Annotated in this window: 28 protein-coding genes; 14 read left to right on the top strand and 14 right to left on the bottom strand. The window is 54.2% G+C overall.

What is annotated here, in order from left to right; genetic code table 11:
* Nucleotides 1-36: 36 nt before the first annotated feature.
* Nucleotides 37-207, top strand: a complete 171-nt coding sequence (locus tag N9C89_RS14330) for a DUF1674 domain-containing protein (RefSeq protein WP_263954676.1) — start codon at nucleotides 37-39, stop codon at nucleotides 205-207.
* 21 nt (nucleotides 208-228) lie between these two features.
* Here the strand turns inward: N9C89_RS14330 and dapB are convergent, their stop codons facing one another.
* Nucleotides 229-1,038, bottom strand: a complete 810-nt coding sequence (dapB, locus tag N9C89_RS14325) for a 4-hydroxy-tetrahydrodipicolinate reductase (RefSeq protein ID WP_263954675.1) — start codon at nucleotides 1,036-1,038, stop codon at nucleotides 229-231.
* Nucleotides 1,039-1,136: 98 nt separating this feature from the next.
* Between dapB and rbfA the strand changes: the two genes are divergently transcribed.
* The 7 genes from rbfA to pnp all read left to right on the top strand — a co-directional run bounded on the left by rbfA (nucleotide 1,137) and on the right by pnp (nucleotide 6,912).
* Nucleotides 1,137-1,559, top strand: coding sequence for a 30S ribosome-binding factor RbfA (rbfA, locus tag N9C89_RS14320; protein WP_263954674.1), 423 nt, complete (start codon nucleotides 1,137-1,139; stop codon nucleotides 1,557-1,559).
* Complete coding sequence (locus N9C89_RS14315; protein WP_263954673.1) at nucleotides 1,543-2,280, top strand: phosphodiester glycosidase family protein; 738 nt, start codon at nucleotides 1,543-1,545, stop codon at nucleotides 2,278-2,280. Before rbfA ends, N9C89_RS14315 begins: the two co-directional genes overlap by 17 nt.
* Nucleotides 2,281-2,344: 64 nt before the next feature.
* Entirely contained in the window at nucleotides 2,345-3,256 is a 912-nt protein-coding gene (gene truB, locus N9C89_RS14310; RefSeq protein ID WP_263954672.1) for a tRNA pseudouridine(55) synthase TruB, read from the top strand.
* A gap of 30 nt (nucleotides 3,257-3,286) precedes the next feature.
* The gene (locus tag N9C89_RS14305) at nucleotides 3,287-3,793 is read left to right on the top strand and encodes a DUF1643 domain-containing protein (RefSeq protein WP_263954670.1); all 507 of its coding nucleotides are present in this window, start codon (nucleotides 3,287-3,289) and stop codon (nucleotides 3,791-3,793) included.
* Nucleotides 3,790-4,077 carry a DUF5665 domain-containing protein gene (locus N9C89_RS14300; RefSeq protein ID WP_263954669.1) on the top strand — a complete coding sequence of 96 codons (288 nt, stop codon included), beginning with the start codon at nucleotides 3,790-3,792 and terminating at the stop codon, nucleotides 4,075-4,077. The genes N9C89_RS14305 and N9C89_RS14300 overlap by 4 nt, the downstream gene beginning before the upstream one ends.
* 160 nt (nucleotides 4,078-4,237) lie before the next feature.
* Nucleotides 4,238-4,507, top strand: coding sequence for a 30S ribosomal protein S15 (rpsO, locus tag N9C89_RS14295; protein WP_263954668.1), 270 nt, complete (start codon nucleotides 4,238-4,240; stop codon nucleotides 4,505-4,507).
* Nucleotides 4,508-4,779: 272 nt separating this feature from the next.
* On the top strand, nucleotides 4,780-6,912 hold the full coding sequence (gene pnp / locus N9C89_RS14290) for a polyribonucleotide nucleotidyltransferase (RefSeq protein WP_263954667.1): 2,133 nt from the start codon (nucleotides 4,780-4,782) through the stop codon (nucleotides 6,910-6,912).
* A 57-nt stretch (nucleotides 6,913-6,969) separates the two neighbouring features.
* Here the strand turns inward: pnp and N9C89_RS14285 are convergent, their stop codons facing one another.
* The 6 genes from N9C89_RS14285 to N9C89_RS14260 form a co-directional block, all read right to left on the bottom strand.
* Nucleotides 6,970-8,187, bottom strand: a complete 1,218-nt coding sequence (locus N9C89_RS14285) for a capsular biosynthesis protein (protein WP_263954665.1) — start codon at nucleotides 8,185-8,187, stop codon at nucleotides 6,970-6,972.
* Nucleotides 8,188-8,205: 18 nt separating this feature from the next.
* On the bottom strand, nucleotides 8,206-8,853 hold the full coding sequence (locus N9C89_RS14280) for a peroxiredoxin (RefSeq protein WP_263954663.1): 648 nt from the start codon (nucleotides 8,851-8,853) through the stop codon (nucleotides 8,206-8,208).
* 87 nt (nucleotides 8,854-8,940) lie between these two features.
* Nucleotides 8,941-9,588, bottom strand: coding sequence for an RluA family pseudouridine synthase (locus N9C89_RS14275; RefSeq protein ID WP_263954662.1), 648 nt, complete (start codon nucleotides 9,586-9,588; stop codon nucleotides 8,941-8,943).
* Nucleotides 9,589-9,609: 21 nt separating this feature from the next.
* Nucleotides 9,610-9,993 (bottom strand): GFA family protein, encoded by a 384-nt coding sequence (locus N9C89_RS14270; RefSeq protein WP_263954661.1) that lies wholly within the window; start codon nucleotides 9,991-9,993, stop codon nucleotides 9,610-9,612.
* 9 nt (nucleotides 9,994-10,002) lie between these two features.
* Nucleotides 10,003-10,458, bottom strand: coding sequence for a GAF domain-containing protein (locus tag N9C89_RS14265; protein WP_263954660.1), 456 nt, complete (start codon nucleotides 10,456-10,458; stop codon nucleotides 10,003-10,005).
* Complete coding sequence (locus N9C89_RS14260) at nucleotides 10,455-11,633, bottom strand: thiolase family protein (RefSeq protein WP_263954659.1); 1,179 nt, start codon at nucleotides 11,631-11,633, stop codon at nucleotides 10,455-10,457. The genes N9C89_RS14265 and N9C89_RS14260 overlap by 4 nt, the downstream gene beginning before the upstream one ends.
* 96 nt (nucleotides 11,634-11,729) lie before the next feature.
* On the opposite strand from N9C89_RS14260, the gene N9C89_RS14255 reads away from it, so the two are divergent.
* The 3 genes from N9C89_RS14255 (at nucleotide 11,730) to N9C89_RS14245 (ending at nucleotide 14,209) form a co-directional block, all read left to right on the top strand.
* Nucleotides 11,730-12,074, top strand: coding sequence for an STAS domain-containing protein (locus N9C89_RS14255; RefSeq protein ID WP_263954657.1), 345 nt, complete (start codon nucleotides 11,730-11,732; stop codon nucleotides 12,072-12,074).
* Between the two features lie 19 nt (nucleotides 12,075-12,093).
* Nucleotides 12,094-12,549: an ATP-binding protein gene (locus N9C89_RS14250; protein WP_263954656.1), complete on the top strand. Its 456-nt coding sequence runs from the start codon at nucleotides 12,094-12,096 to the stop codon at nucleotides 12,547-12,549.
* Between the two features lie 79 nt (nucleotides 12,550-12,628).
* On the top strand, nucleotides 12,629-14,209 hold the full coding sequence (locus N9C89_RS14245; protein ID WP_263954655.1) for a gamma-glutamyltransferase family protein: 1,581 nt from the start codon (nucleotides 12,629-12,631) through the stop codon (nucleotides 14,207-14,209).
* A 6-nt stretch (nucleotides 14,210-14,215) separates the two neighbouring features.
* On the opposite strand, the gene hspQ is transcribed toward N9C89_RS14245, so the two are convergent.
* Entirely contained in the window at nucleotides 14,216-14,542 is a 327-nt protein-coding gene (gene hspQ, locus N9C89_RS14240) for a heat shock protein HspQ (protein WP_263954654.1), read from the bottom strand.
* Between the two features lie 82 nt (nucleotides 14,543-14,624).
* Here hspQ and N9C89_RS14235 point away from each other — a divergent pair, with 82 nt between their 5' ends.
* Nucleotides 14,625-15,506: an AEC family transporter gene (locus tag N9C89_RS14235; RefSeq protein ID WP_263954653.1), complete on the top strand. Its 882-nt coding sequence runs from the start codon at nucleotides 14,625-14,627 to the stop codon at nucleotides 15,504-15,506.
* A 74-nt stretch (nucleotides 15,507-15,580) separates the two neighbouring features.
* The gene (locus N9C89_RS14230; protein WP_263954652.1) at nucleotides 15,581-16,165 is read left to right on the top strand and encodes a lytic transglycosylase; all 585 of its coding nucleotides are present in this window, start codon (nucleotides 15,581-15,583) and stop codon (nucleotides 16,163-16,165) included.
* Here N9C89_RS14230 and N9C89_RS14225 read toward each other — a convergent pair.
* The 4 genes from N9C89_RS14225 to N9C89_RS14210 all read right to left on the bottom strand — a co-directional run bounded on the left by N9C89_RS14225 (nucleotide 16,162) and on the right by N9C89_RS14210 (nucleotide 22,389).
* Entirely contained in the window at nucleotides 16,162-16,764 is a 603-nt protein-coding gene (locus N9C89_RS14225) for a LolA family protein (protein ID WP_263954651.1), read from the bottom strand. The two genes, N9C89_RS14230 and N9C89_RS14225, sit on opposite strands and share 4 nt — an antisense overlap.
* Nucleotides 16,765-16,833: 69 nt before the next feature.
* Nucleotides 16,834-19,743 (bottom strand): DNA translocase FtsK, encoded by a 2,910-nt coding sequence (locus N9C89_RS14220; protein WP_263954649.1) that lies wholly within the window; start codon nucleotides 19,741-19,743, stop codon nucleotides 16,834-16,836.
* Nucleotides 19,744-19,756: 13 nt separating this feature from the next.
* Complete coding sequence (locus N9C89_RS14215) at nucleotides 19,757-20,932, bottom strand: aminotransferase class I/II-fold pyridoxal phosphate-dependent enzyme (RefSeq protein ID WP_263954718.1); 1,176 nt, start codon at nucleotides 20,930-20,932, stop codon at nucleotides 19,757-19,759.
* A gap of 128 nt (nucleotides 20,933-21,060) precedes the next feature.
* On the bottom strand, nucleotides 21,061-22,389 hold the full coding sequence (locus tag N9C89_RS14210) for an amidase (RefSeq protein ID WP_263954717.1): 1,329 nt from the start codon (nucleotides 22,387-22,389) through the stop codon (nucleotides 21,061-21,063).
* An 87-nt stretch (nucleotides 22,390-22,476) separates the two neighbouring features.
* Between N9C89_RS14210 and N9C89_RS14205 the strand changes: the two genes are divergently transcribed.
* Complete coding sequence (locus N9C89_RS14205) at nucleotides 22,477-23,703, top strand: FAD-dependent monooxygenase (protein WP_263954647.1); 1,227 nt, start codon at nucleotides 22,477-22,479, stop codon at nucleotides 23,701-23,703.
* Here N9C89_RS14205 and N9C89_RS14200 read toward each other — a convergent pair.
* Both N9C89_RS14200 and N9C89_RS14195 read right to left on the bottom strand, forming a co-directional pair.
* Nucleotides 23,700-23,882, bottom strand: coding sequence for a Trm112 family protein (locus N9C89_RS14200; RefSeq protein ID WP_263954646.1), 183 nt, complete (start codon nucleotides 23,880-23,882; stop codon nucleotides 23,700-23,702). The genes N9C89_RS14205 and N9C89_RS14200 overlap by 4 nt on opposite strands.
* On the bottom strand, nucleotides 23,879-24,544 hold the full coding sequence (locus N9C89_RS14195) for an LON peptidase substrate-binding domain-containing protein (protein WP_263954644.1): 666 nt from the start codon (nucleotides 24,542-24,544) through the stop codon (nucleotides 23,879-23,881). Before N9C89_RS14195 ends, N9C89_RS14200 begins: the two co-directional genes overlap by 4 nt.
* Nucleotides 24,545-24,567: the final 23 nt, after the last annotated feature.

Genomic DNA, 24,567 nt, shown 5'->3' with positions numbered 1-24,567 from the left:
TATATCATGCACACGCCCAAAACAAGGACTTGTCACATGAGCGAAAAACAAGACCTGCCCGATGCTGCTAAGCGCGCGCTGGCCGAAGCCGAAGAGCGGCGTAAGCAAAAGCAAACAGAACTCCCAACCGAACTCGGTGGCCGCGAAGGGCCAGAACCAGTTCGTTATGGAGATTGGGAGCGCAAAGGCATCGCCGTAGATTTCTGATTTGGCAGCAACAGAGCCTAGTCAGAGGCCCAACACATCCAACATGTCGTAAGCACCAGGTTTTTGCTTGGCCGCCCAAATCGCAGCTTTGATCGCCCCACGGCTAAAGATCGCGCGGTCCGTGGCCATATGGCGAAGCACGATCCGCTCGCCTGCTGCTGCAAACATAACTTCATGCTCGCCCACAATATCGCCTCCGCGCACTACGGCGAACCCGATATCGCCCTTCTTACGCGCACCAGTAATCCCGTCACGCCCGCGATCTGATACCTCGCCAAGGTCAACGCCACGCCCCTCTGCCGCCGCTTCACCAAGCATCAGGGCGGTCCCTGATGGAGCGTCGACTTTATGGTGGTGATGGGCCTCCACGATCTCGATGTCATAGTCCTCATCGAGCGCAGCAGCCACTTTCTTGGTAAGTTGGGTCAAGAGATTCACACCGAGGCTCATGTTGCCAGCGCGCACGATCGCGGTTTCCTGCGCGGGCTCGGCAAGCGCTTCAATCTCTGCGTCACTGAACCCCGTGGTGCCGATGACATGCGCAACGCCCGCTTCGGCGGCCGCCTTAGCGAATTGTATCGTGGCCTGAGGCGCGGTGAAATCAATCACAACGTCCGCACCCTTTAGCGCTTCGGAAATATCATCAGACACAGTCACGCCGAGCGCCTGCCCGCCCATGGCCTCGCCAACATCGCGGCCAACCCAATCATGCCCAGACCGTTCAACAACGCCTGAAAGCTCTGTTTTATCGTTTTCCAGAACCGTCTTAATGAGCATTTGCCCCATACGGCCAGAGCATCCGGTGATCACTATTTTCGTTGCGTTGGTCATTGAGCGTTCCTTTTATCGGCTTGCCTTCGTTTAACCCCAAGCCGCGCTCAAAGCAAAGCCCTGTTGCCCATCGGGTGTTTCATGCTTACATGACGGCTATGGCTAAAAACGCAAACCGCGCCGGCAAGGCACCTTCACAGCGTCAGCTTCGCGTCGGCGAGTTGATCCGCCGGACACTTTCAGAGACGCTCAATCGGGGCGAAATTCACGATCCTGACTTGAACCGCATGTCTATCACCGTGGGCGAGGTTCGGGTAACGCCCGATCTTCGGATCGCCACGGCTTATGTCCTGCCCCTTGGTGGACAAGGGCAAGAAGAGGCATTGGCCAGTTTGCGAGAGAATAGACACGAGATTCGCCGCATTATCACTAAGAAGATGGGCCTGAAGCATTCGCCCGAAGTGCGCTATGCGATCGACGATACGTTTGATCGGATGGATGAAACACGCCGCCTTCTGTCCCAAGACAATGTTCAACGCGATATCGCACCGCTGGACGATACGGATGATACGCAGTCTTAGCTTCCTTCTTGGCTTTTTCGCAGTAATCACGGGGCATTCAGCCGCCGCGCAATGCGCTGTCGAAGAATTTGAGAGTAACGCCTACACCGTGTGTCGTGCAGACGCAGAGGACGATTTACGGCTTTTCCTGCGAAACGATGAAAATCGCATTTTGGGCGGGTTTAGTGCCGTAAATGCGGCCCTCAAGGCCGAGGGCAAAGCGCTTGTATTTGCGATGAACGCTGGCATGTATCACTCCAATCGGATGCCTGTTGGGTTGTTTGTGGAGAACGGAAAAGAGCTCACACCCGTTAGCCACGGAGGTGGGGTCGGGAATTTTGGCCTTACGCCAAACGGAGTTTTTTGCATTAGCGACAGGAGGGTTGATGTAATCGAAACAACCGTATTCGAAGCCGCAAAACCAGACTGCCGTTTCGCCTCACAATCCGGCCCGATGCTTGTGATTGATGGCGAGCTGCACCCGCGCTTCATTCCAAATGGCGATTCGCGGTATTATCGCAATGGTGTCGGAACCACTGCGGACGGGAAAACAGCCATTTTCGCAATCTCGAACCAGCAAGTGAATTTTCACGATTTCGGGCGGTTCTTCCGCGATCACATCAAAGTTCCGAACGCGCTCTTTTTCGACGGCAAAGTTTCGCGCCTCTATGCGCCAGAAGTTGGCCGCCGCGATATCGGCCTGCCGATTGGCCCCATCGTCGGCTTGGTCACAGACCGATAGCCGTATTGACGAACGCCGCGCGGCCCGATAGCACGCGCGGCTTAACACAACGCAGGACAGTTCTATGGGTCGTAAACGCAAGGGTCGCAATATTTCCGGCTGGATGGTCGTGGATAAACCTGGGGGCATCAGTTCCAATGCCGTTGTCAACAAGGTGCGCTGGGCACTTGGCGCACAGAAAGCAGGCCATGCAGGCACATTAGACCCTGAAGCGACGGGAGTTCTTGCGGTTGCGCTCGGTGAAGCGACAAAGACGGTTCCTTACATCACCGATGCGCTCAAAGCCTATCAATTCACAGTGCGCCTTGGCCAAGCCACGAATACCGATGACGCGGAAGGCGAAGTAATCAACGAATCCGATCTGCGCCCGAGCGATGATGAGATCAAAGAAGCGCTACTGGCTTTTGTCGGCGATATAGAGCAAATCCCGCCCAAATTTTCGGCCGTTAAAATCGATGGTCAACGGGCTTATAAACTTGCCCGCGACGATCAGGACTTCGAGATCGCGGCGCGCCCCTTATACGTTGAAGAGCTGGTGCTCGTTGATCGCCCCGACGAGGATCACGTGACGCTTGAGATGACCTGTGGGAAGGGCGGCTACGTGCGCGCCATTGCGCGGGATTTGGGCGAGAAACTGGGCTGTTTCGGCCATGTCCGGGAACTGCGTCGCATCTGGTCTGGCCCATTCGACGCCGAAGATGGCATATCGGTTGAAACAATAGAGAAACTGGCCAAAGACCCAGCGTTAGACACACATTTGCGCCCTCTGGAGATCGGCCTTGAAGACCTGCCAGAGGTGAAATGCACACCCGAAGGCGCAATGCGGTTGCGCAACGGCAATCCCGGCATGGTGATCGGGGCAGATGTGCAGTTTGGCGACGAATGTTGGGGCAGTTTGGACGGCAAGGCGGTTGCTGTCGGGGTCTATAAATCGGGTGAACTCCACCCAAGCCGCGTATTTAATCAAGACACTTGATAACCGCGTAGGGCATTGCAACAAACAAGCATGATTACAAGAAGCCACATCAAGGATGACGCGCCATCAACTGCCGTCTATTCGGATTGCGAGAAATACCGTTACAGCCTGACACGCGTTTGGGATGAGGCGGGGAAACGGGCCTTCTTTATCATGCTCAACCCGTCAACCGCCACAGAAGTGCAAAACGACCCAACCGTTGAACGGTGTGAACGCCGCGCGCGGGCCTTGGGATTTGGCGGGTTTCGGGTCGCGAATATTTTTGCGTGGCGAGATACGGACCCGCGGAAGATGCGGGCTGCTGCTGATCCTGTTGGCCCAGAGAACGATGCTGCGATTTTAGAAGGGTGCGCGTGGGCCGACACGATCATTTGCGCATGGGGTACGCACGGCGCGCATCTCAATCGAGGTGAAGCGGTGGCGAAATTGCTGCAAGGGCAGACCCTCTATCATTTAGGTCTGTCAAAAGCAGGGCATCCGAAGCATCCTCTCTATATAAGTTATTCAGTCCAACCAGAGCCTTGGAATTTGCCATGACAGAAACGAATGACAGTGACAGCCTGCTTCAAGAGGTCCAAGCACTGAAAGCAGAAGTCACGCGCCTGAATAATCAAAAGTTCTTTCGCATCTACAAATCGAAATGGCGGACAATCGGATTTCAGCTAATGCGCGGATTGGCGTTCGGCCTTGGTACGGTACTCGGCGCTTCGATCCTGGCCTCCGTTTTGGTTTTTGCGCTCTCGCAGATAGATTTCATTCCAATATTTGGCGAATGGGCCAAAGAAATCGCTGACGAAATTCAGGGCAGACCAAGCGAATAGAATCTGAATCTGCGCTGAGGAACGAAAACCCCTTTCTTTTTTGGGGAATCTCCCTTATACGCCCGCAATCCGACCAGAGACTCTCTGACGGACCCCTCCACGGGCCTTGCTGGACGACATCCCGGCTCGCGCCATTAACCCTTTAGACAAGGAGACCCCGATGTCGATTACTGCTGAAGAAAAAGCACGCCTGATGAAAGAATTCGCAATCAAAGAAGGCGACACAGGTTCGCCCGAAGTACAGATTGCTATCCTTTCCTCGCGTATCGCGACACTGACAGAGCACTTCAAAACCCACAAGAAAGACAACCACGGTCGCCGTGGCCTTCTTAAGATGGTTGCGCTCCGTCGTAAGCTTTTGGACTATCTCCGCGGCAAAAGCGAAGATCGTTACCAAGACCTGATCAAGCGCCTCGGCCTTCGCCGCTAAGCTTAATCAAGCAAGAATACGGAAGCGCCTGCGATACTCTCGCGGGCGTTTTTGTTTTGAAGCGTGGGTGAGGCGAGCGGGTTTGCTCTCACGCAACGGCCACCAAACAATCGCTGTTCCCAAACGCGTTGTTTTATTGTATGGCCGCTATATCTGAGACGTAGTGTTTGGATCCTGGCACTCGAAATAAAGATAGAGGGATCGGCGGCAATGGGGCCGCCATGCAAACGGGAGACCCGGAGGGCCGGGCTAGCTCCCTATTAGGAAACGATATGTTTAACGAAACTAAAAAATCGATTGAGTGGGGCGACGAAACGCTGACACTCGAAACGGGCAAGGTTGCTCGTCAGGCAGACGGTTCGGTTATCGCCACTTTGGGTGAAACCTCCGTTATGGCCAACGTTACTTTTGCCAAGTCGCAAAAGCCTGGTCAGGATTTCTTTCCGCTGACCGTTCATTACAACGAAAAATACTATGCTGCCGGTAAAGTTCCTGGTGGTTTCTTCAAGCGCGAAGCGCGTCCGACCGAGAAAGAGACGCTGACAAGCCGTCTGATCGACCGTCCGATCCGCCCGCTGTTTGTTCCTGGCTTCAAAAACGAAGTTCTGGTGATCTGTACAGTTCTGAGCCACGACCTTGTGAATGACCCAGACATGGTTGCGATGATCGCTGCTTCTGCTGCGCTCACAATTTCTGGTGCTCCGTTCATGGGCCCAATCGGCGCATGCCGCGTTGGTTTCACTGATGGCGAATACACGCTGAACCCATCTGTCGATGACATGCACGATCTGCGCAATAACCCAGATCAGCGTCTCGATCTTGTGGTTGCCGGTACAAAAGACGCCGTGATGATGGTTGAGTCCGAAGCATACGAACTGTCCGAAGCCGAGATGCTCGGCGCGGTTAAGTTTGCGCATGATTCCATCCAGCCGGTGATCGACCTGATTATCGAATTGGCCGAAGAATGTGCGAAAGAGCCCTTTGACTTCCAGCCAGTCGATTACTCGGAGCTTTACGAAGCTGTCAAAGCCGCAGGCGAAGACAAGATGCGCGCGGCCTATGCGATCACCGATAAGCAAGAACGCACAGGCGCCGTTGCAGAGGCTCGCGAAGCTATCAAGGCTGCGCTGACTGAAGAGCAGCTTGAGGACGAGAACCTCGGTTCCGCGCTCAAAAAGCTTGAGTCCGGCATTCTCCGTGGTGACGTTGTTAAAACCGGCAAGCGTATTGATGGCCGTGACACAACAACTGTTCGCCCGATTGTCTCCGAAACCGGTATCCTGCCACGTACACACGGCTCCGCGCTGTTTACACGTGGCGAGACACAGGGCCTTGTGATCACCACACTCGGCACAGGCGACGACGAGCAAATGATCGACGCACTGACCGGCACATACCGCAGCAACTTCCTTCTGCATTACAACTTCCCTCCCTATTCTGTGGGTGAAGTTGGCCGCTTTGGCCCTCCAGGCCGTCGTGAAATCGGCCACGGTAAGCTTGCTTGGCGTGCGCTTCAGGCAGTTCTGCCTGCAGCAACTGATTTCCCGTACACAGTTCGCGTTGTATCCGAGATCACCGAATCCAACGGTTCCTCTTCGATGGCTTCCGTCTGTGGCGGCTCGCTCTCGATGATGGACGCGGGCGTTCCGCTTAAGGCGCCTGTTGCGGGTGTTGCAATGGGTCTGATCCTCGAAGAAGACGGCTCCTATGCGATCCTCACCGACATCCTCGGCGACGAAGATCACCTCGGCGACATGGACTTCAAAGTTGCAGGTACAGAAGAGGGTATCACCTCGCTGCAAATGGACATCAAGGTTGCCGGCATTACACCGGAAATCATGGAAAAAGCTCTTGCCCAAGCCAAGGATGGCCGCGTGCATATCCTCGGTGAGATGAGCAAAGCCCTGTCCGAAGCTGGTGATTTCTCGGCTCACGCGCCGCGCATTGAAACCATGCAGGTTCCAACAGACAAGATCCGTGAAGTGATCGGTTCTGGCGGTAAGGTTATCCGCGAGATCGTTGAAACTTCGGGTGCCAAGGTCGACATCAACGACGACGGCATCATTAAGATCGCCTCTGCAAACGCCGAAGCCATCCAGAAGGCCTATGACATGATCCACTCGATCGTGGCAGAGCCAGAAGCTGGCGCGATCTACAACGGTAAAGTTGTTAAGATCGTTGATTTCGGTGCCTTCGTGAACTTCTTCGGTAAGCGCGACGGCCTTGTGCACGTTTCGCAAATCGAGAACCGCCGTTTGAACCACCCGTCCGATGTCCTCAAAGAAGGTCAGGACGTGAAGGTTAAACTGCTCGGCTTTGACGATCGCGGCAAGGTTCGCCTGTCGATGAAAGTTGTCGATCAGGAAACTGGTGAAGAAATCAAAGAAGAGAAGAAAGAGGGTTAATCCTCTTTCCCACTTGAAAAACGAAAGGCCTCAGCAAACTGCTGGGGCCTTTTGCGTTTAGCTTGTAATCTGCGCCATGATCGCGTCTCGTTTCTGATCGCGCGCAATGGCGTCGGCGATCGTGTAGCGCCCTGCTTTGGCGTCTTCTTCCAAGGGGTAATACTCCGACGCGAGATATGACATAAACAAATCGCGCTTTTCTGGATCGAACGACAGATTTTCCGGTGCGGAGAGTAACTCTGCGAGCTCGGATTGGCTGCTGGCTTTGGTCGCGATGCCATCGATGCCATAGAACGCATGGCCGAGTACAATCGCCGGTTTGTCAAAGAAGAACCCTTGAAGCCCAACCGAGGAATTTATGTTCAGCACGGCACGAGAGGCAGCGACCTGCTCGAACGTGTTTGTACTGTTATCTACACGAAACTTGTCGGACGTGAGACCGGCCAGTTTTTCACCGAATGAAACTTTTGCGGTCGGATGCTCCTTGATCCGCAGGTGCCACCCATCGGGAAGGGCTTTGGATGCCTCTGCAAGCTCGTCGATCATCTGCTCGACCGAAGAAATCCAGTCGCCATAGATTGTGATCTGGCTGTCACCCGGAACCTGAAGCGGGCAGAAAATGAAACTCTCTTTGCCTAGGTCCTCTGAAGCGTCTTGCTGCAACACGTCTTCTCGGGTCGCGGCAGCACGCGGAATAAGGGATGCGCCGAGTTTCCGCCACGCCTTGAGGTCGATGCTCTCCTGCTCTGCCCATGCGCGATAAAACGCGAAATCGCGAGGCAGGCTCGACCCATAGTTCACACCTTGGAAATCAACCGTAATTCGTTCCGGCAGCGGCGCCTCTTCGAAATAGACAACAGGCACGCCACGTTTGATCGCGGCATCCGCCAGAACGCGTCTATGCCCTTTGATGCCATTCCATACGACAAGCAAACAATCGGTTTTGTCATCAAGGTAACGCCAGCACCATTTATACTGCCAAGACAGAAACACGGCCTTCGACCATATTCCAAACTTCGATTGAAACTGTTTGTTACCGGACGACCCTGCAAGCGCAATCAGGTTCGGATCAGGCTTCGGGCCAAAAGGCCAGATCAATACATCGTTGAAACTGTGGAATTTATCGTAGGTACTGAATATCCCGCGATAGATTTCATTGATCCGCTCCTTGCGGGACCAATGAACCGTCATGCCGTGAATACCAGTGGCATCCGGAGCCACACTTATCCGATCCTTGCGGTCATCCGATTTGGATGATCTTGGCGCGGTTTTCATGCGTGGCTCCGAAGTTGTTTAGAGTTTGGTCATGCGAAGATAAGGGAAATGCGTTTCGAAATCACCGAATTTCGCTTTCGCCGCCTCGTCATCAACAGCAACAGGGATCACTACATCTTGACCAGGTGTCCAGTTCGCAGGAAGCGCAACGCCATGGCCAGCAGCCGTTTGCAACGCATCCAGAGCGCGGAGAATTTCACCGAAGTTCCGTCCAACGTTCATAGGATACGTCATCGAAAGCAGGAGCTTCTTTTCTGGGGAAATAATGAACACCGAACGCACTGTTTGGCTATCAGCAGGAGTACGGCCATCAGGAAGGTAAGCGTCCGCTGGGAGCATGTCGAATGCTTTGGATACAGCCAGCCCTTCATCGGCAATAATCGGGAACCCTGCTTTGGTACCAGCGAACTTTTCGATGTCGTCTTTCCACTTGATGTGGTCCTCAACACCGTCAACCGAAACGCCGATCACCTTGGTGTTGCGCTTGTCCCATTCGTCGGCAAGCTGTGCAACAGCGCCAAACTCTGTGGTGCAAACGGGTGTGAAATCTTTTGGGTGGCTAAAGAGAATCGCGTAGCTGTCTCCGATCCAGTCATGGAACGAGATTTCGCCTTCGCTTGTTTGTGCTTTGAAATCGGGAACTGTGTCGTTAATGCGCAAGCCCATATCGGCCTCCTTTGTTATAATTCCTAAGCCATATATAGGCCCTGAGGATAGGATTGCCACGGGGCAAATGACTTGTTTTTGGCTGGCTTAGAATGGTGCGGGTGCGCGGAAACGCTGGCCTGCGCCCCCTTCTGGATGCCGAAGTCGAAGCTCCTCTGCATGCAGCATAAGCCGTGGCGCATTCAGCGCCGCGCCTGTTGCATAGAACGGATCGCCAAGAATTGGGTGTCCGATCTCTCGCATATGTACACGCAACTGGTGGCTCCGGCCCGTTTTCGGGAAAAGCCGCACCCGCGTTGCATTTTCCTCGTATTTCACAACGCGCCAATCGGTAATCGCTTCTTTGCCAGTCTCGAAATTTACGTGCTGAAGCGGGCGGTTGGGCCAATCCACGATGAGCGGCAAGTCCACGGTGCCGGTTTTTTCCGTTATCCGCCCGAAAACACGCGCGACATAGGTTTTCTTGGTTTGGCGTTTCTCAAACTGAAGGCCGATATGACGTTGGGCATGTGGAGTCAGCGCAAAAACCATTACACCGGACGTGTCTCTATCAAGCCGATGAATCAACAGCGCATCAGGGAAGGCCGCTTGTACCCGTGCAATCAAACAATCAGCGAGATGTTCGCCCTTGCCTGGCACAGACAGCAGGCCCGAAGGCTTGTTCACCACCAGCAAATGATGGTCAAGATGAAGCACATCTAACGGATCTTGGGGCGGAGTGTATGTGTCGTTCATCCGGCGGTCATAACGGCAAAATCAGTATTGATCCAGTTGAGTTACATCGTCATTGATTTCGTAGTATTTTCCTTTATCGGCGCAGAAAATATGTTTGCCGATTTTGACGTCGAAATCGCTATCAACTGTACCCGCCGCAACGGATAGAAAATCCTCATCCTTCATTTCATAGAAAAGGCTGCTCCCGCATGTGCCACAGAAACCGCGGCGCGCCCAGCTTGAGGAGTCATACCACTTCAGGCCGCTATCTTCGGTAAGCACAAAATCAGATTTCGTTGCGTGTACCGCTGCCCAGAAATGACCGGATGTTTTTCGGCACTGGGAACAATGACATGCCACTGGGGCTTCTAGGTCGTGCTTGATTTCATACTGAACATCACCGCAAAGACAGCTGCCTTTATGCATTACAACCTCCTAAACCGAAGCAAATACCGCCGCGGTAATTTCGGCAATTTCTTTTGCATCAGTCTCGGTAAAAGCATTCGGTTGATCGCTATCGATGTCAAGCACACCTATGAGCCTATCTCCTTTGCCAATAACAGGCAAAACAAGCTCTGATTTGGTGCTGCTGGCACACGCGATATGGCCGGGGAAGGCATCAACATCAGGCACGAGCTGAACTTCACGCGTGCGTGCCGCCGCGCCGCAAACGCCCTTGGAAAACGGGATCGTCAGGCACCCATGCCCGCCCTGATAGGGGCCAATTTTGAGCGTGTCATTCCCGACATTGCGATAAAATCCCGTCCAGTCGAACCGATCGTCTGCATGGTGAAGCTCACAAGCAACCGTCGCCATGAGCGAGACTTCGTCAGTCTCGCCCTCTGTTAGGCTCGCAATGGTTTTTGCAAGCATTGTGTAGTCGGCGGTCATGGGCGTTCAATCGCAATTGCTGTGCCTTCGCCGCCGCCGATACAGATAGCCGCAACTCCGCGCTTCAACCCACGTTTCTCCAGCGCATTGAGAAGCGTTACAATAATCCGCGCTCCCGAGGCTCCAATCGGATGACCCAGCGCACAGGCTCCGCCGTTCACGTTCACCTTATCATGCGGTACGCCCATTTCGGCCATAAACGCCATAGGCACCACCGCGAAAGCTTCGTTCACCTCCCAAAGGTCCACGTCGTCCACGCTCCACCCCAACCGATCCAGCAGTTTTTGTGCTGCAGGGACGGGCGCAGTTGTAAACCACGCAGGGTCTTGTCCGTGGCTCGCATGGCCAAGGATGCGCGCGCGAACTGGCATATCCTGCGCCTCTGCATTCTCCGCTGTCGTAAGCACAAGTGCTGCAGCGCCATCTGAAATCGACGAAGAATTTGCCGCCGTCACGGTGCCGTTCTCCCGAAACGCAGGGCGTAAAGTCGGGATTTTCTCGGGGCGCGCCTTGCCAGGCTGTTCGTCAACGCCCACAACGCTTTCGCCGCGCCGCGATTTGACGGTTACTGGTGCGATCTCATCCGAAAACGCGCCGCTTTCCTGAGCAGCGACTGCGCGTGAAAGCGAGGTGAGCGCATAGGCATCCTGCGCCTCGCGTGTGAATTGGTATTTCTCCGCACAATCCTCGGCAAATGTCCCCATCAGGCGGCCCTTGTCATAGGCATCCTCGAGCCCGTCAAGGAACATGGAATCAACAACCTGCCCGTGCCCAATCCGCGCGCCACCACGCATTTTCGGCAAAAGGTAAGGCGCGAGCGTCATGCTCTCCATGCCGCCGGTCACCACAACATCGGCATTGCCGAGCGCGACCTGATCAAAACCAACCATCGTGGTTTTCATACCCGAGCCGCACATCTTGTTCAGCGTGGTTGCCGGTACTGATTTATCAAGCCCAGCCGAGAATCCAGCCTGACGCGCGGGCGCTTGCCCCTGCCCTGCACCGAGCACGTTTCCCATCAGCAGTTCATCAACAGAATCACCCGATACTTTTGCGCCTTCCAAAGCAGCCGTGATCGCCGCTCCACCAAGGTCTGCCGCCGTTACCTGCGCAAAATCGCCTTGCAAACCGGCCATAGGTGTCCGCACGGCACCAACAATGACAACATCTTTCATCAGGTTTCCCCTTTTATCTCCAAGCTCTCGCCCAATGCATACCGAATGGTAACGATTGGCGTCTAGGCTAATCGCATTGAAGTCAGGAGTGATAAAATGGAAATTACGTCCAAACTCGTCAATGACACATTGCTCGCAACGGTGGAGGCGTCGCGGATTGATTCCGCTGTGACGGTTCAATTCAAGGAAACCATGCGCCAGATCGCATCAACCAAAAGCGCGCGAGTGGTGCTTGATCTGTCACGCGTCACATTTCTTGATTCAAGTGGACTGGGCGCGGTTGTTGGCGTCATGAAGTTTCTTGGCCCAGAGCGAAAACTAGAAGTCGCAGGGCTAACAATAAACGTTGCCAAAGTTTTCTCGCTCACGCGCATGGATACTGTTTTTCGCATTCACAATTCCGCTTTGGATGCGCTCGCCGCGTCTGAAGGTACAGCTTAACAGTAGATCGAAAACCCAGATGTCAGATCGCCCCCCCGCCAAAGAGCCGTATAGATTCGGCCTGTCCTTTCAAAGCTCGCCGCTAATGGTGCGCCATGCTCTTTCCGAGGTCATGTCTCGTCTTCAGAAAAAAGGCGTTCGGGAGAAAGATTGTGGCGTATTCGAGCTGGCACTGGCGGAAGTACTGAATAACATTGTTGAGCATGCGTATGAGGGCAGCGACACCGGCTCGATCACCCTAAGCATCACGATCTGGAACAACTCACTCAATTGCGAAATTTCAGATATCGGCAAAGCAATGCCGGACCTTTCGCTGCCGGTTCCGAAACAAAAAGAGCTTAACGTCGGCCTTGAGCGCCTCCCAGAAGGCGGATGGGGTTGGATGATGATCCGCGAGCTCTCTGACTCCATCACCTACCAGCGCACTTCAGGGCGCAACAAACTTGCGTTCCAAATGGGGCTAGATCAAGCCTAGCTCATATAATTTCGTAGCCATGTTATTGGCTTCCCTTAAGCGCTCTTATACGGTTCCGACAAATAATCAGGAGCCTCAAATGCGCGATTTTCATTTTCCCGGTCGATCCCCTGTAATTGCCGAGAACGGCATGTGTGCAACATCGCATCCGCTGGCTTCCAAGATAGCCATTCAAATCCTGGAGTCGGGCGGAAATGCTGTTGATGCTGCGATTGCAGGCGCGGTTGTTTTGGGGATTTGCGAGCCGCAGATGACAGGCATCGGTGGCGATTGCTTTGTACTCCTGAAGCCTGCTGACTCCGATGAGGTAATTGCACTTAATGGTTCTGGAAAAGCCCCTGCGGCGTTGGATGCAAATGAAATCCGTGCTCGGGGTCATGAAACCATCCCGCTTCAAGGCGTTGAATCCATAACCGTTCCGGGCGCAATTGATGCATTCTGCAAGCTGTCCAAAGATTGGGGCCGCGCAGGTATCGCCGCTTCGCTTGCGCCGGCGATTCACTACGCCGAACGGGGTGTGCCGGTTGCGCCCCGCGTACAAAAAGACTGGGCCATTGCAGCGGATTCTCTCAAGGGTGCCGCACGCGAGCATTACCTGTTCAACGGCCAAGCGCCGACAACGGGCCAGATTTTCCGCGCACCGCAACAGGCCGAAGTCCTGCGCCGTATCGCTCTTGATGGTCGTGAAGGGTTTTATGAAGGCGAAGTGGCAGAGGATATGGTCGCCTCACTCAATGCGCTTGGCGGATGTCATACGTTGGATGATTTTGCCACAACTGCTTGCGAATACACAAAGCCGATTTCGGGGGCCTACAAAGGGATCGACCTTGTAGAGCACCCACCGAACGGGCAAGGTGCAACTGCGATTTTGATGAACAATATTCTAAGTCATTTTGACATTGCGTCGATGGAACCCTTCGGTGCTCAGCGGGCACATATCGAAGCGGAGGCGGCAAAGCTGGCATATGACGCGCGCAATCGCTTCCTCGCCGACGCAAACCACATGAAAAAACTTGAGCATATGCTGTCGCAAGATACAGCGAAGGCGCTCGCCGATCTAATTGATCCCGCCAAAGCGATGCCATCAGCGGCACCGATTTCTGAGGCTGTCCACAAGGACACGATCTACATCACCGTCGTCGACAAAGATCGCATGGCAGTTTCGCTGATTTATTCGATCTTCCATAGCTTTGGTTCTGGCCACGCGTCGGACAAGTTCGGCATTCTGTTCCAGAACCGCGGCGCGGGTTTCACGCTTGAGCAAGGGCATGCAAACGAAGCTGGTGGCGGGAAGCGTCCGATGCATACAATCATTCCTGCGATGCTTCGCAAAAACAGTAAGGTCATTATGCCCTTTGGTGTCATGGGTGGCGCTTACCAGCCGAACGGACACGCGCGCTTTATGAGCAATATCATCGATTTCGGCCTCGACCCCCAAAGTGCAAGCGATGCCCCGCGATGCTTTGCCGATGGGACTGCGCTCAATATCGAGCGTGGTTATAGCGAAAAGGTACGACAGGAACTCGCGGACCTTGGTCACAACATCGTCGTCCCGGAAACACCAATTGGCGGAGCGCAGGCAATCGAAATTGATTGGGACAATGGCGTTTTGATTGGCGCATCTGATCACCGCAAAGACGGCTGTGCGCTCGGCTACTAGGCGGCTTTAGTTCAGCTGGAACTGCAACGGATATGAGCCATCCTCGAATGGACCAAACAAATCACCTAGATCAGGGTGGCTCACAGGGCCCCCAGTATAATCAGCAATCAGATTCTGTTCGCTGACATAGGCGACGTAATAGCTTTGGTCATTTTCGGCCAACAGATGATAAAACGGCTGGTCTTTGTCCGGCCGAGCATCTTCGGGAATGGCCTCATACCACTCATCTGTGTTGGAGAAGGTTGGATCCACGTCAAAGACCACCCCACGAAAGGGGTGTTTGCGGTGACGCACCACTTGGCCAAGATAGTATTTCGCACGCGTTTTTAGCATTGGTTCCAAGCTCCTACTTGTTTACTACTCATTCCAAGTGGGAAATGTCCATGTTTGAGACGAATTTTGGTGGAAACAGACTGTGGACATAGTTTTAACAGTACTTGAAATTGTCGCGCCGGTTTTCATTCTCGGCTGTATTGGGTTTGCTTGGGTTAAGCTCGGTTTTGAGTATCGGCTGGCTTTTGTAACCAAACTGTCGATGACTTTGGGCGTCCCGTGTCTGATCTTCATTTCTCTGGTTGAAACAGAGATTGATCCCAATGCGCTTACCCAAATTTTGCTCGCTTCCGCAGTAGCTTACGGCGCTATCACCATTGCATTTTTCGTGATTGTTAAGCTTCTAAAGCTGGAAACGCGAAGCTTCCTGCCCCCTTTGATTTTCGGAAATACGGGAAATGTTGGCCTGCCGCTTGCCTTGTTTGCTTTTGGAAGCGAGGGGCTTGGTTTTGCGATTGTTGTTTTTGCGGCGATGGCAATCTGGAGTTTTACCTACGGGGTTTGGGTTGTGTCTGGCGGAGGTTCCATCATGCGCGTGCTCAAAGAACCTATGGTTGCCGCAACCCTGCTTGGCGCTTTGTTTATGTGGCAAGACTGGGATGTCCCTACGTTTTTGGGCAACTCGCTCAATCTGGTTGGCCAAATGGCAATTCCGCTCATGCTGCTGACACTTGGGGTGGCCGTTGCGCGGCTTCAACCTGGCCGAATGGCACAGGCAGTCTGGCTATCACTTCTAAAGGCCGCAATATGCATCGGTATCGCCGCAGTTGTCGGACGGTGGTTTAACCTACCGCCAGTGGCTTATGCCGTGTTGGTTCTTCAGGTCGGCACACCCGTTGCCGTGACCTCTTACATGTTGGCCGAAAAATATGGCGCTGACTCCGATGCCGTGGCCGGTTTGGTGGTTGCTTCAACGCTGCTTTCGGTTGCAATTTTTCCGCTCGCTCTCTTTTTTCTGATCTAAGGCACACGGGTTTTTCATTTAACCCGCTCAGATTTTCCTGTACCTTAAAGAAAAAATTTTAGAGCGATGGGCAAATGAGCAGAATTTTCCGCGCAACGGCATTATTGATCCTACTGGCAGCTTGCGGTGGCGGGTATAACTCCGCGCCGCGTAACCTTAACGACGCATGTGCAATTCTTGATGAACGGCCGCGTTATCTTCGCGATATGAAAAAAGCGCAGCGCAAGTGGCGCGTTCCGGTGCATGTGCAAATGGCGATCCTGTATCAGGAGAGCAAATTTATCGGGAACGCGCGAACGCCGCTTCGGTATGCATTGGGTGTTATCCCCATGGGCCGCGCAAGTTCGGCCTATGGCTACAGCCAAGCCCTTGATGGAACTTGGGACGAGTACCGCGACTCCCACGGCGGCCGTGGCGCCAAGCGCGATGATTTTCAGGACGCTGTTGATTTCATGGGTTGGTACATGGATGAAACAACGCGCACGCTCGGCATTTCGATCGCAGATGCGCGCAACCAATACCTCGCCTATCACGAAGGTCGCGCAGGTTATGCGCGCCAAAGCTATCTCAGCAAGCCTTGGCTTATCCGAGTGGCCGATGCGGTTGGCGATCGCGCCGATATGTATCGCAACCAGCTTTTGCGGTGTGGCAAAATCTAGCGGTTACGATCGTCTATAGCTTTTGTGATGTTAAACAGGCCGGCCCGCAAGGAAACGCCTGTTTGCAGATCATTCAGCATGACCCGCGTCGAGCCGCCACCGCTATCGTTTATGATCCACTCTTTAAGGCGCACGGGATTGTCTGAGAAAATAAGATCAATACTCCCGTATTCAGGGTGTTCTGGATCCTGAGCGCGCACAACAGTGTCTTGTCCGAAGGCCTGATGCGCGACAAGCATCTTTGCGTTCCTAAGGTTCACATTCCGCGCAAGGATCAAGCTTAGCGGCGTGCGCTTTAGCGGATATTGCTCCGGCCCAGTGTTGGACTTCCCATCAAATATCGCCACCTGACTGCCGCCCGCGACGACAAGCGTGTCATCTGGTTCGGCATACTCAAATCGCGCACGGCCGGGGCGGTGCATGTAGAGCGTGCCCGTGGAAACGGTGCCGTCTCCGTTGATCTGCTTGAAGGTGGTCGTCGCCGTCTTGAGGCTGTTGATATAATTAGACAGCACATCCAACGGAATTTTCTCGGCAGCCGCAGGCAACGCCATGCCAACTGCGAGAATCGGAGCCAATAGGTATCGAAACATTTTCATACCAATAACTTAGTGAATCTCTGGCAGGTTTCCAGCCACCAGAGTTCACAAAGCAATGATCCGCCGATCTTACTGTTCCGGCACCAATATTTCGCGCTTACCCACGTGGTTAGCAGCGGAAACAAGGTTCTCCTCTTCCATCTGCTCAACAAGTCTCGCGGCTTTGTTATAGCCAATAGAGAGCTTGCGCTGGATATAAGAGGTAGAACATTTGCGGTCTTTCAGGACAATCGCAACCGCTTGATCGTAAAGCGCGTCTTCGCCGTTGGTGTTTCCGCCAAGGCCAAGCACAAGATCGATATCGTTGGATTTGTCCTCGTCCGGCCCTTCGACAATCCCGCTCATATACTCAGGTGTACCATAAGCTTTGAGGTGATTGACGATCTCTTCAACTTCCTCGTCTGAACAGAACGGCCCGTGGATACGGGTGATCTTGCTGCCGCCGGCCATATAGAGCATGTCGCCCATGCCCAAGAGCTGTTCCGCGCCCATTTCACCAAGGATGGTGCGGCTGTCGATCTTGCTGGTCACTTGGAACGAGATACGAGTCGGGAAGTTGGCCTTGATCGTACCGGTAATAACATCCACCGAAGGGCGCTGCGTGGCCATAATCAGGTGGATACCCGAGGCCCGCGCCATCTGTGCAAGACGCTGGATGCAAGCCTCGATTTCTTTGCCCGCAACCATCATCAGGTCGGCCATCTCGTCCACAACAACCACGATATACGGCATGGTTTCGGGCGCGAATTCTTCTGTCTCGAACACCGGATCGCCGGTTTCATCGTCAAAGCCAGTCTGAACTGTACGGCTAAACATTTCGTTCTTGGCCAAGGCATCGCGAACGCGGCCGTTGTACCCATCAATGTTCCGCACGCCCATCTTAGACATCTTGCGGTAACGCTCTTCCATTTCACCTACGACCCACTTCAGGGCAACAACCGCCTTTTTCGGGTCGGTCACAACTGGCGAAAGCAGATGTGGAATACCGTCATAAACGCTGAGTTCTAGCATCTTCGGGTCGATCATGATCAGGCGGCATTCCTCTGGTGTCAGCTTGTAAAGCAGGCTGAGGATCATAGTGTTGATCGCCACGGATTTACCGGAACCTGTTGTACCCGCAATAAGCAGGTGAGGCATCTTGGCGAGGTTCGCAACAATCGGCTCACCCCCGATATCCTTACCCAACGCCAAGGGCAGCTTCATGTTGCTATCGCCAAAGTCACGCGCCGAAAGGATTTCGCGCAGAACAACCATTTCGCGATTTTCATTCGGCAGTTCGATACCGATAACCGAGCGGCCCGGAACCGTTGAAACACGCGCGGAAAGCGCCGACATGGAACGCGCAATATCATCAGCAAGGCCAATCACGCGGCTCGCCTTAAGGCCCGGTGCGGGCTCTAGTTCATACATCGTCACAACTGGACCGGGGCGCACGGCGATAATCTCGCCTTTCACACCGTAGTCATCCAGAACGTTTTCAAGCATCCGCGCGTTTTCTTCCAACGCTTCATCAGAAAGCACATGACGTTGGATCGAGCTTGGGCTTGCCAGCAACGAGAGCGGCGGTAGCTCAAACTCTGCTTGGTTCTCGTCAAATTGCAACGCCGGTTGGGCCTCTGCTTTTGCTTGACGCGAAGGTTGAATTGGCTTGCGCGTATTGTGTTGGACAACTGGTTTGGTCAAAGGCGCCGCTGGGATTGTTGGCGCAGGCTGTTGTGGTGCCGCCTCAACAGTTGGCTCCTGAACATAAGTCTCTTGCTGCAGCGGCGCAGCTTCTGGAGCGGGTGGCGCAGGTTGATAGATTTCTTCCTGCGGAACCAATTGTTCTGCCACCGGTTTTTCTGCAACCTGCGGATTTGTGTTCAACACCAAAGGCTCTGGCCCCTTTGGGCGCAACAGTGTTGGTTCATGGCGATGCGCAGGCTGCGGAGCGGCGCGAACGCGCGATTTAATTACATCTGTGATGCGCGCCTTAATGCGCTCATCCTGATCCATTTCAACTTGATGTTCAGTCGCAGCCTCAGGGGCGGGATTTGCTTCGGGCGCCATTTTCTTCAAGAGCGGCACGCGAGCGAATAGCCCTGTTTTTGCCGCGGGTTCGGCAACTGGCTCTGGCTCTGCCACGGGCATTTGCGGTGTCATGGGGGCCGGAGCAACCGGCTCTGCGCGCATGACCTGCGCACGATGCGTTACGGGGGGCTCGCTTGTCTCTAGAACAGCATCCTCACCATAATATGCAGATGCGGTATCATAAGTGGCCTCAGCCGCCATCGCGTCTTTACGCTGCGCACGGTTCTCTTTTGCCTGACGAGCTTTTTCTGCAGCACCGCTTACACCACGCGACATCGCGGAAACGAGCCGCGCGTAGCCCATAATCAACCCGACGAGCATAAAACGACCGAAGCGTTTTACTTCCAAGCGGGTACATCCACAGACAAACAGAAGCGCAATAATGCTTAGCAATCCGGAAATAGCCGAGAGAACCTTGAGAGTCGTTGTTGTTGCGCCGGGTTGCGCAGCAAGTAGACCGCCAGTGATCATCTCACCAAAGGCACCGCCATAGGACGAAATATGGCCCCATGCTTCCGGCGCAGGGTATGTCGCGCCATGCACCGCACAGATCACAACCGCAATCGGTAGGAAAATTGCACGATAAACCGCACGTTCCGCGCCCGTATGAGTCACAAAACGCAGCCCCCACGCGAACAACGCGACAGGAACAGCCCAACTTGCTGCCCCTACGACCGAAATAAAGATACTGGCAACCGTCGCACCAAAGCGGCCAAGCCAGTTTTCAATCGGGCCGCCATTGGCAGAGAACCAACTCGGATCGCTGGGTGAAAACGTATAGAGGAGCATCGAAAACAACACACCACCGAGGATAAGCGCGACCCCAAGGAGTTCCTTGCCACGTTTCTCGATAGCTGCCTGAACATTTGAATCCAGAAGTGGATCACGCTGTCTCGTTTGATACGCCATACTCTACCCGTCCTTAATTATAGAGGCAGTCGCGCAGTTTGATTAAACCTGCTTCTGTCTCTTCTTTTGGGGCAACAAGGGCCACACGAATGTAGCCTTCGCCCGGATTGGTGCCATTTATTGTTCGGCTCAAATACGCGCCCGGAAGTACACGCACTCCCGTTTCACGCCATAGTTTCAATGCAGCGGCCTCACCGTCATCGACGGGAAGCCATAGGAAAAAACCAGCCTCGGGCGATTTATACCCCGCGACATTTTTGAATAAAGCATCCGCAATTTCGAACTTCTCTGCATAGAGCGCACGGTTGTGCTCAACATGCGCTTCGTCTTGCCAAACGCGCGTCGAGGCGCGTTGAATCGGAAGCGGAAGCGGCGCGCCGGAATAGGCTCTAAGCCGGCGAATTCGGGCAATTGATTGCTTTCCCCCCGCAACAAATCCCGAACGTAGGCCAGGCAAATTCGATCGCTTGGAAAGCGAATGAAAGACCACGACACGCTCTGGGTCTGCGTCGGTTGATTGCGCCATCTCCAGCCCGCCTACAGGCGGCGCATCACGATAAATCTCGGAATAACACTCATCCGCGAAAATTTGGAAATCATAGGTTTCGGCCAAGTCCAACAGATCGCGCCAGTAATCCGCCGAAGCAACGGCGCCCTGCGGATTGGTTGGCGAACAGATGTAGGCAATTGCGGCACGGTTCAAAACATCTTCCGGAATGCTGCGATAATCCGGCAAAAATCCAGTTTCAGCCGTCGCAGGAACAAAAACCGGCTCTGCGCCAACGGCCGCGGCGGCAACCGCGTAAACCTGATAGAACGGGTTTGGAATAAGCACCACTGGCTTGCCGTTCTTCGCTTCAGGACAAAGCGCCATTGCAGCGTTGTAAAGCCCCTCTCGGGTACCGTTAAGCGCCATGATCTGCTCAGGCTCAAGCGAAACAGAGAACCTGTTCGCGATCCAGTTTTGAATTGCGGCCAGAAGTTCGGGCGCACCGTCATTCGGTGGGTAGCGGCCAAACTCTTTGGTCGTCTCGGCTATGATCTCGCTTACAAATTCAGGGAACGGGTGCTGAGGCTCGCCGATAGTCATAGCGATACTGTCTCCGCCGGGCGCGTGAACGTCCAACAGGCTCCGCAAGCGCGGAAACGCGTATTCTGGCAGTTGTGAAAACCGCTCCGGAAAAACCATATCTGCCTCAGTGTTCGGGATCATTATCGCCCCGTTATCCGCCAAGACTACGCGCAGGGAGGGTTTTGGTCCAGAAATCGCGGCGATTTTTCTATGCTAATCCCGAACGTTGTGGCTTTTGCGCCAGCCTAACCTTGGATCGCAATCTCCGCGGCGCGCCCAATCCGCAGGAGCCTTTCTTCCTGCATAGGTTGGCCCATAAGCGAAATACCCGTCGAAGGAACGCCTGTTGGTAAGGTTAGCGCGCAAAGCCCAAGCAGGTTGCCAATGCGTGTATTTCGCAGGGCGAGCAAGTTCATCTTGACGTAATAACTATGATCCGTTTTTAGCCGCTTGAGGTTCGGTGGTAGGATCGGCGCGGTTGGCAAAATAATGGCGTCATATCCCGCCACAATCGCACACCACTCCGCACGGATTCGGTCCACGTCCAACCATGCAGCGACGTAGTCCGCCGCGGTAAAATCCGCGCCTCCACGAAACCGCTCTAGGATCTCTGGAAACATCTTTTCCGGCGCCTTTTCGATGACCGACTTCCACGTGCCATAAGCTTCAGACGCGAAGAGAATCGGCGAATAGGTCAGCAACTCAACAAGAGGTTTGAACTCAACATCAGAAACCTCCGCGCCCGCAGCTTTTAGGCGGGATAGAGACTGTTCGAACCCGTTTTGCGGCTCATCCTCGATCATGTCAAAGGCCACAGTTCGCAGCACTCCGATGCGCGCACCTTTAAGGCTGGCTTCCGACAAATCCGCCGCTTTACCACCTTCCAATAAAGCAAGCGCGTGGGCCGCATCCTCGACAGATCGACAGAGCGGGCCGACGGTGTCGAACTTTGCACAAAGCGGAACGACGCCTTTCAGCGAGACCCTCCCCGGCGTAGTTTTGAGCCCAACAAGATCATTCCAAGCGCTGGGAATACGCACCGATCCGCCGGTATCAGACCCGATCGCAAGCGGAGCCAACCCGAACGCAACCGAAGCAGCGGCGCCGGATGAACTTCCGCCCGGAACCGCTTCGGCGTCATTCACACAAGGCGGAGTTTGTTTCACCGGATTGTATCCAAGCCCGGAAAACGCCAATTCCGACATATGGGTTTTGCCGATACAGACTGAACCGCCGAGGCTTGCCGTAGAAAGCACGTCCGCATCGCAATCCGGTACACGATCTTTCAATAGGTCGCTGCCGGCTTCCGTCCGGACCCCAGCAGAATCAAAAAGATCTTTCCAACTAACGGACACACCATCCAGATCCCCTTTTCTAGAGCCTGTTTTGGCACGTTTTTGCGCGGCAAGTGCTTCGCTCCTCGCCCGCGCTTTGGTCACTTCGGTGAAAATCTGCGGTGTATTCGGATGCGCCTCAATCGCTTCGATGTGCGCCTCGCACAGGTCAACAGGATCAAGCTTGCCGCTTTCGATTTCACGCCCGAGTGTCGTTGCGGTTTGCTTCAAAATATCCATTGTGTCCTCACGAAATTTCACACCGACGTTAACCCTATCTAGCCCTTGGATCATGGACAATCCCCACAATTCCAGCAATATGAGCTTATGGATTTTGACACAGATATTTTGCTCGTTGGTGGCGGCCTGAACGGTACCGCACTCGCACTTGCTCTGGCTGATGGCGGCTTTTCGGTAACCATTGTCGATGCGCTGCCCGAGAACACCCGCAAGGCGGGTGATTTTGATGGCCGTGGTTACGCTTTGGCGCTGGCCTCGCAAAAACTCTTGCGTGCCCTTGGGGTTTGGCATGATGTGCAAGACCATTCCCAGCCAATTCTCGATATCAAAGTAACCGATGGCCGCGCGGGCGAAGGCCCATCGCCCTTCGTATTGCACTTTGACCATGCCGAAATCGAAGATGGCCCTATGGGTTACATGATCGAGGACCGTTTCCTGCGCGTAGCGCTGATCGAGGCGCTAAAATCTCGCGATGCCATTAAAACGATCTCGCAAGAAACCGTTGTGGCGCAAGAGGTCGATTCAAGCGGCGCTACGGTAACACTTGCATCAGGAAAACAACTGCGCGCGAGGCTGCTTATCGGCTCTGATGGAAAGACGAGCGGAACCGCCAAACGAGCGGGGTTAAGCCGGAATAGGCACGATTATGGCCAGACCGCACTGGTTGCTGCGGTTGCGCATGAGAAGCCGCATAACGGCTGCGCGCACCAGTTCTTTATGCCTTCTGGGCCACTGGCAATACTCCCGCTTCCGGGAAACGCGTCTTCAATTGTCTGGAGCGAAACTCACGAAAATGCAGAACGCATTTCGGCCCTTGATGACGACGGTTTTCTAGAAGAATTGCGACCACGTTTCGGGAGTTTTCTGGGCGATATTTCGTTGGCAGGGAAGCGTTTTGCCTACCCGCTTGGTCTTTCGCTTGCGAACGCGCTGATCGCGCCACGTGTTGCTTTGATTGGCGATGCGGCGCACGCAATTCACCCGATAGCCGGACAGGGCCTTAACCTTGGCCTGCGGGATGTGGGGGCGCTGGCGGAAGTTCTTGTAATGGCCAAACGGCGCGGCGAAGACATTGGCGCGCCTGATGTTTTGAGCCGCTACCAGCAATGGCGCCGCTTTGACACCAATACACTTGCAGCGGCGACGCATGGATTTAACCAGCTGTTTTCAAATGACAATTCGACGCTTCGCACGATCCGAGACATCGGCCTTGGAGCGGTCAATGCGGTACCCGGTTTGCGGCGTAGGTTTATTCGCGAAGCCGCGGGATTAACTGGCGATGTGCCCAAGCTTTTGCAAGGGCAGCAGATTTAATCGAGCTCGCGGGCTTCGTCGACCAACATCACCGGAATTCCGTTGCGGATCGGAAAGGCTAAATTGGCGGGCCGCGAGATCAGTTCGGCATTCGCAGCGTCATACTCAAGGCGGCTGTGCGTGAGCGGGCAGACCAATGCTTCAAGCATTTTTGGGTCAAATTCACCTTCGTGGCTCATTGGATTCGATCCTCGCTTTGGCCAAACCGTAGCGCAAACTCCATCAGGGTAGTGAGCGTTTCGCGACGACTGGCTAGATCTTCGGCTTCAAGCAAAGCCTGTTTTTCTTTTGAGCTAAACGGACAGAGCATTGAAAGAGAGTTTATTAGCAGTTCGTCCTCTGCATTCTTGAGGCTTTCCCAGTCTGTCTCGAGTTCCTCAGAATTGAAATACTTCTCAAGTAGGGTGAGCAGCCTATCCCGATTCAGGTTGGAATCAGTCTCTATTCCGCCCAAATCACGCTCAAAACCCTTCCAAGAGACATCTGCCGTCAGATAGGGCGCAAAGCTTTCGTTCGCTTCGCGCAACCGGAACCGCGAAATGCCAGCCAACGTAACCATGTAGCGCCCGTCAACGGTCTCCGAAAAGGAGACAACACGCCCAGCGCACCCGATCTTATGCATGATCGGAACGGTTTTTTCGTCTTGTCCGCTGTCGTCTTCTTGATCGGAAATGGGTTGAATCATCCCGATCAGACGATGCGAAGTCTTAAGGCAATCCTCGAGCATCGCGAGGTATCGCGGTTCAAAAATCTGCAACGGTAAGCGCCCTCGCGGCAACAACAACGCGCCAGGAAGGGGGAATAGCGGAACATTTGATGGTAGATCAGCGGCTGAAAGCATCCTCCGAGCTTACCCCTATTCCA

Source organism: Halocynthiibacter sp. SDUM655004, assembly GCF_026015885.1.
Classification (GTDB): domain Bacteria; phylum Pseudomonadota; class Alphaproteobacteria; order Rhodobacterales; family Rhodobacteraceae; genus Falsihalocynthiibacter; species Falsihalocynthiibacter halioticoli.
The sequence above is the reverse complement of the archived record's forward strand: the minus strand, read 5'-3'. Positions and strand labels throughout refer to the sequence as shown.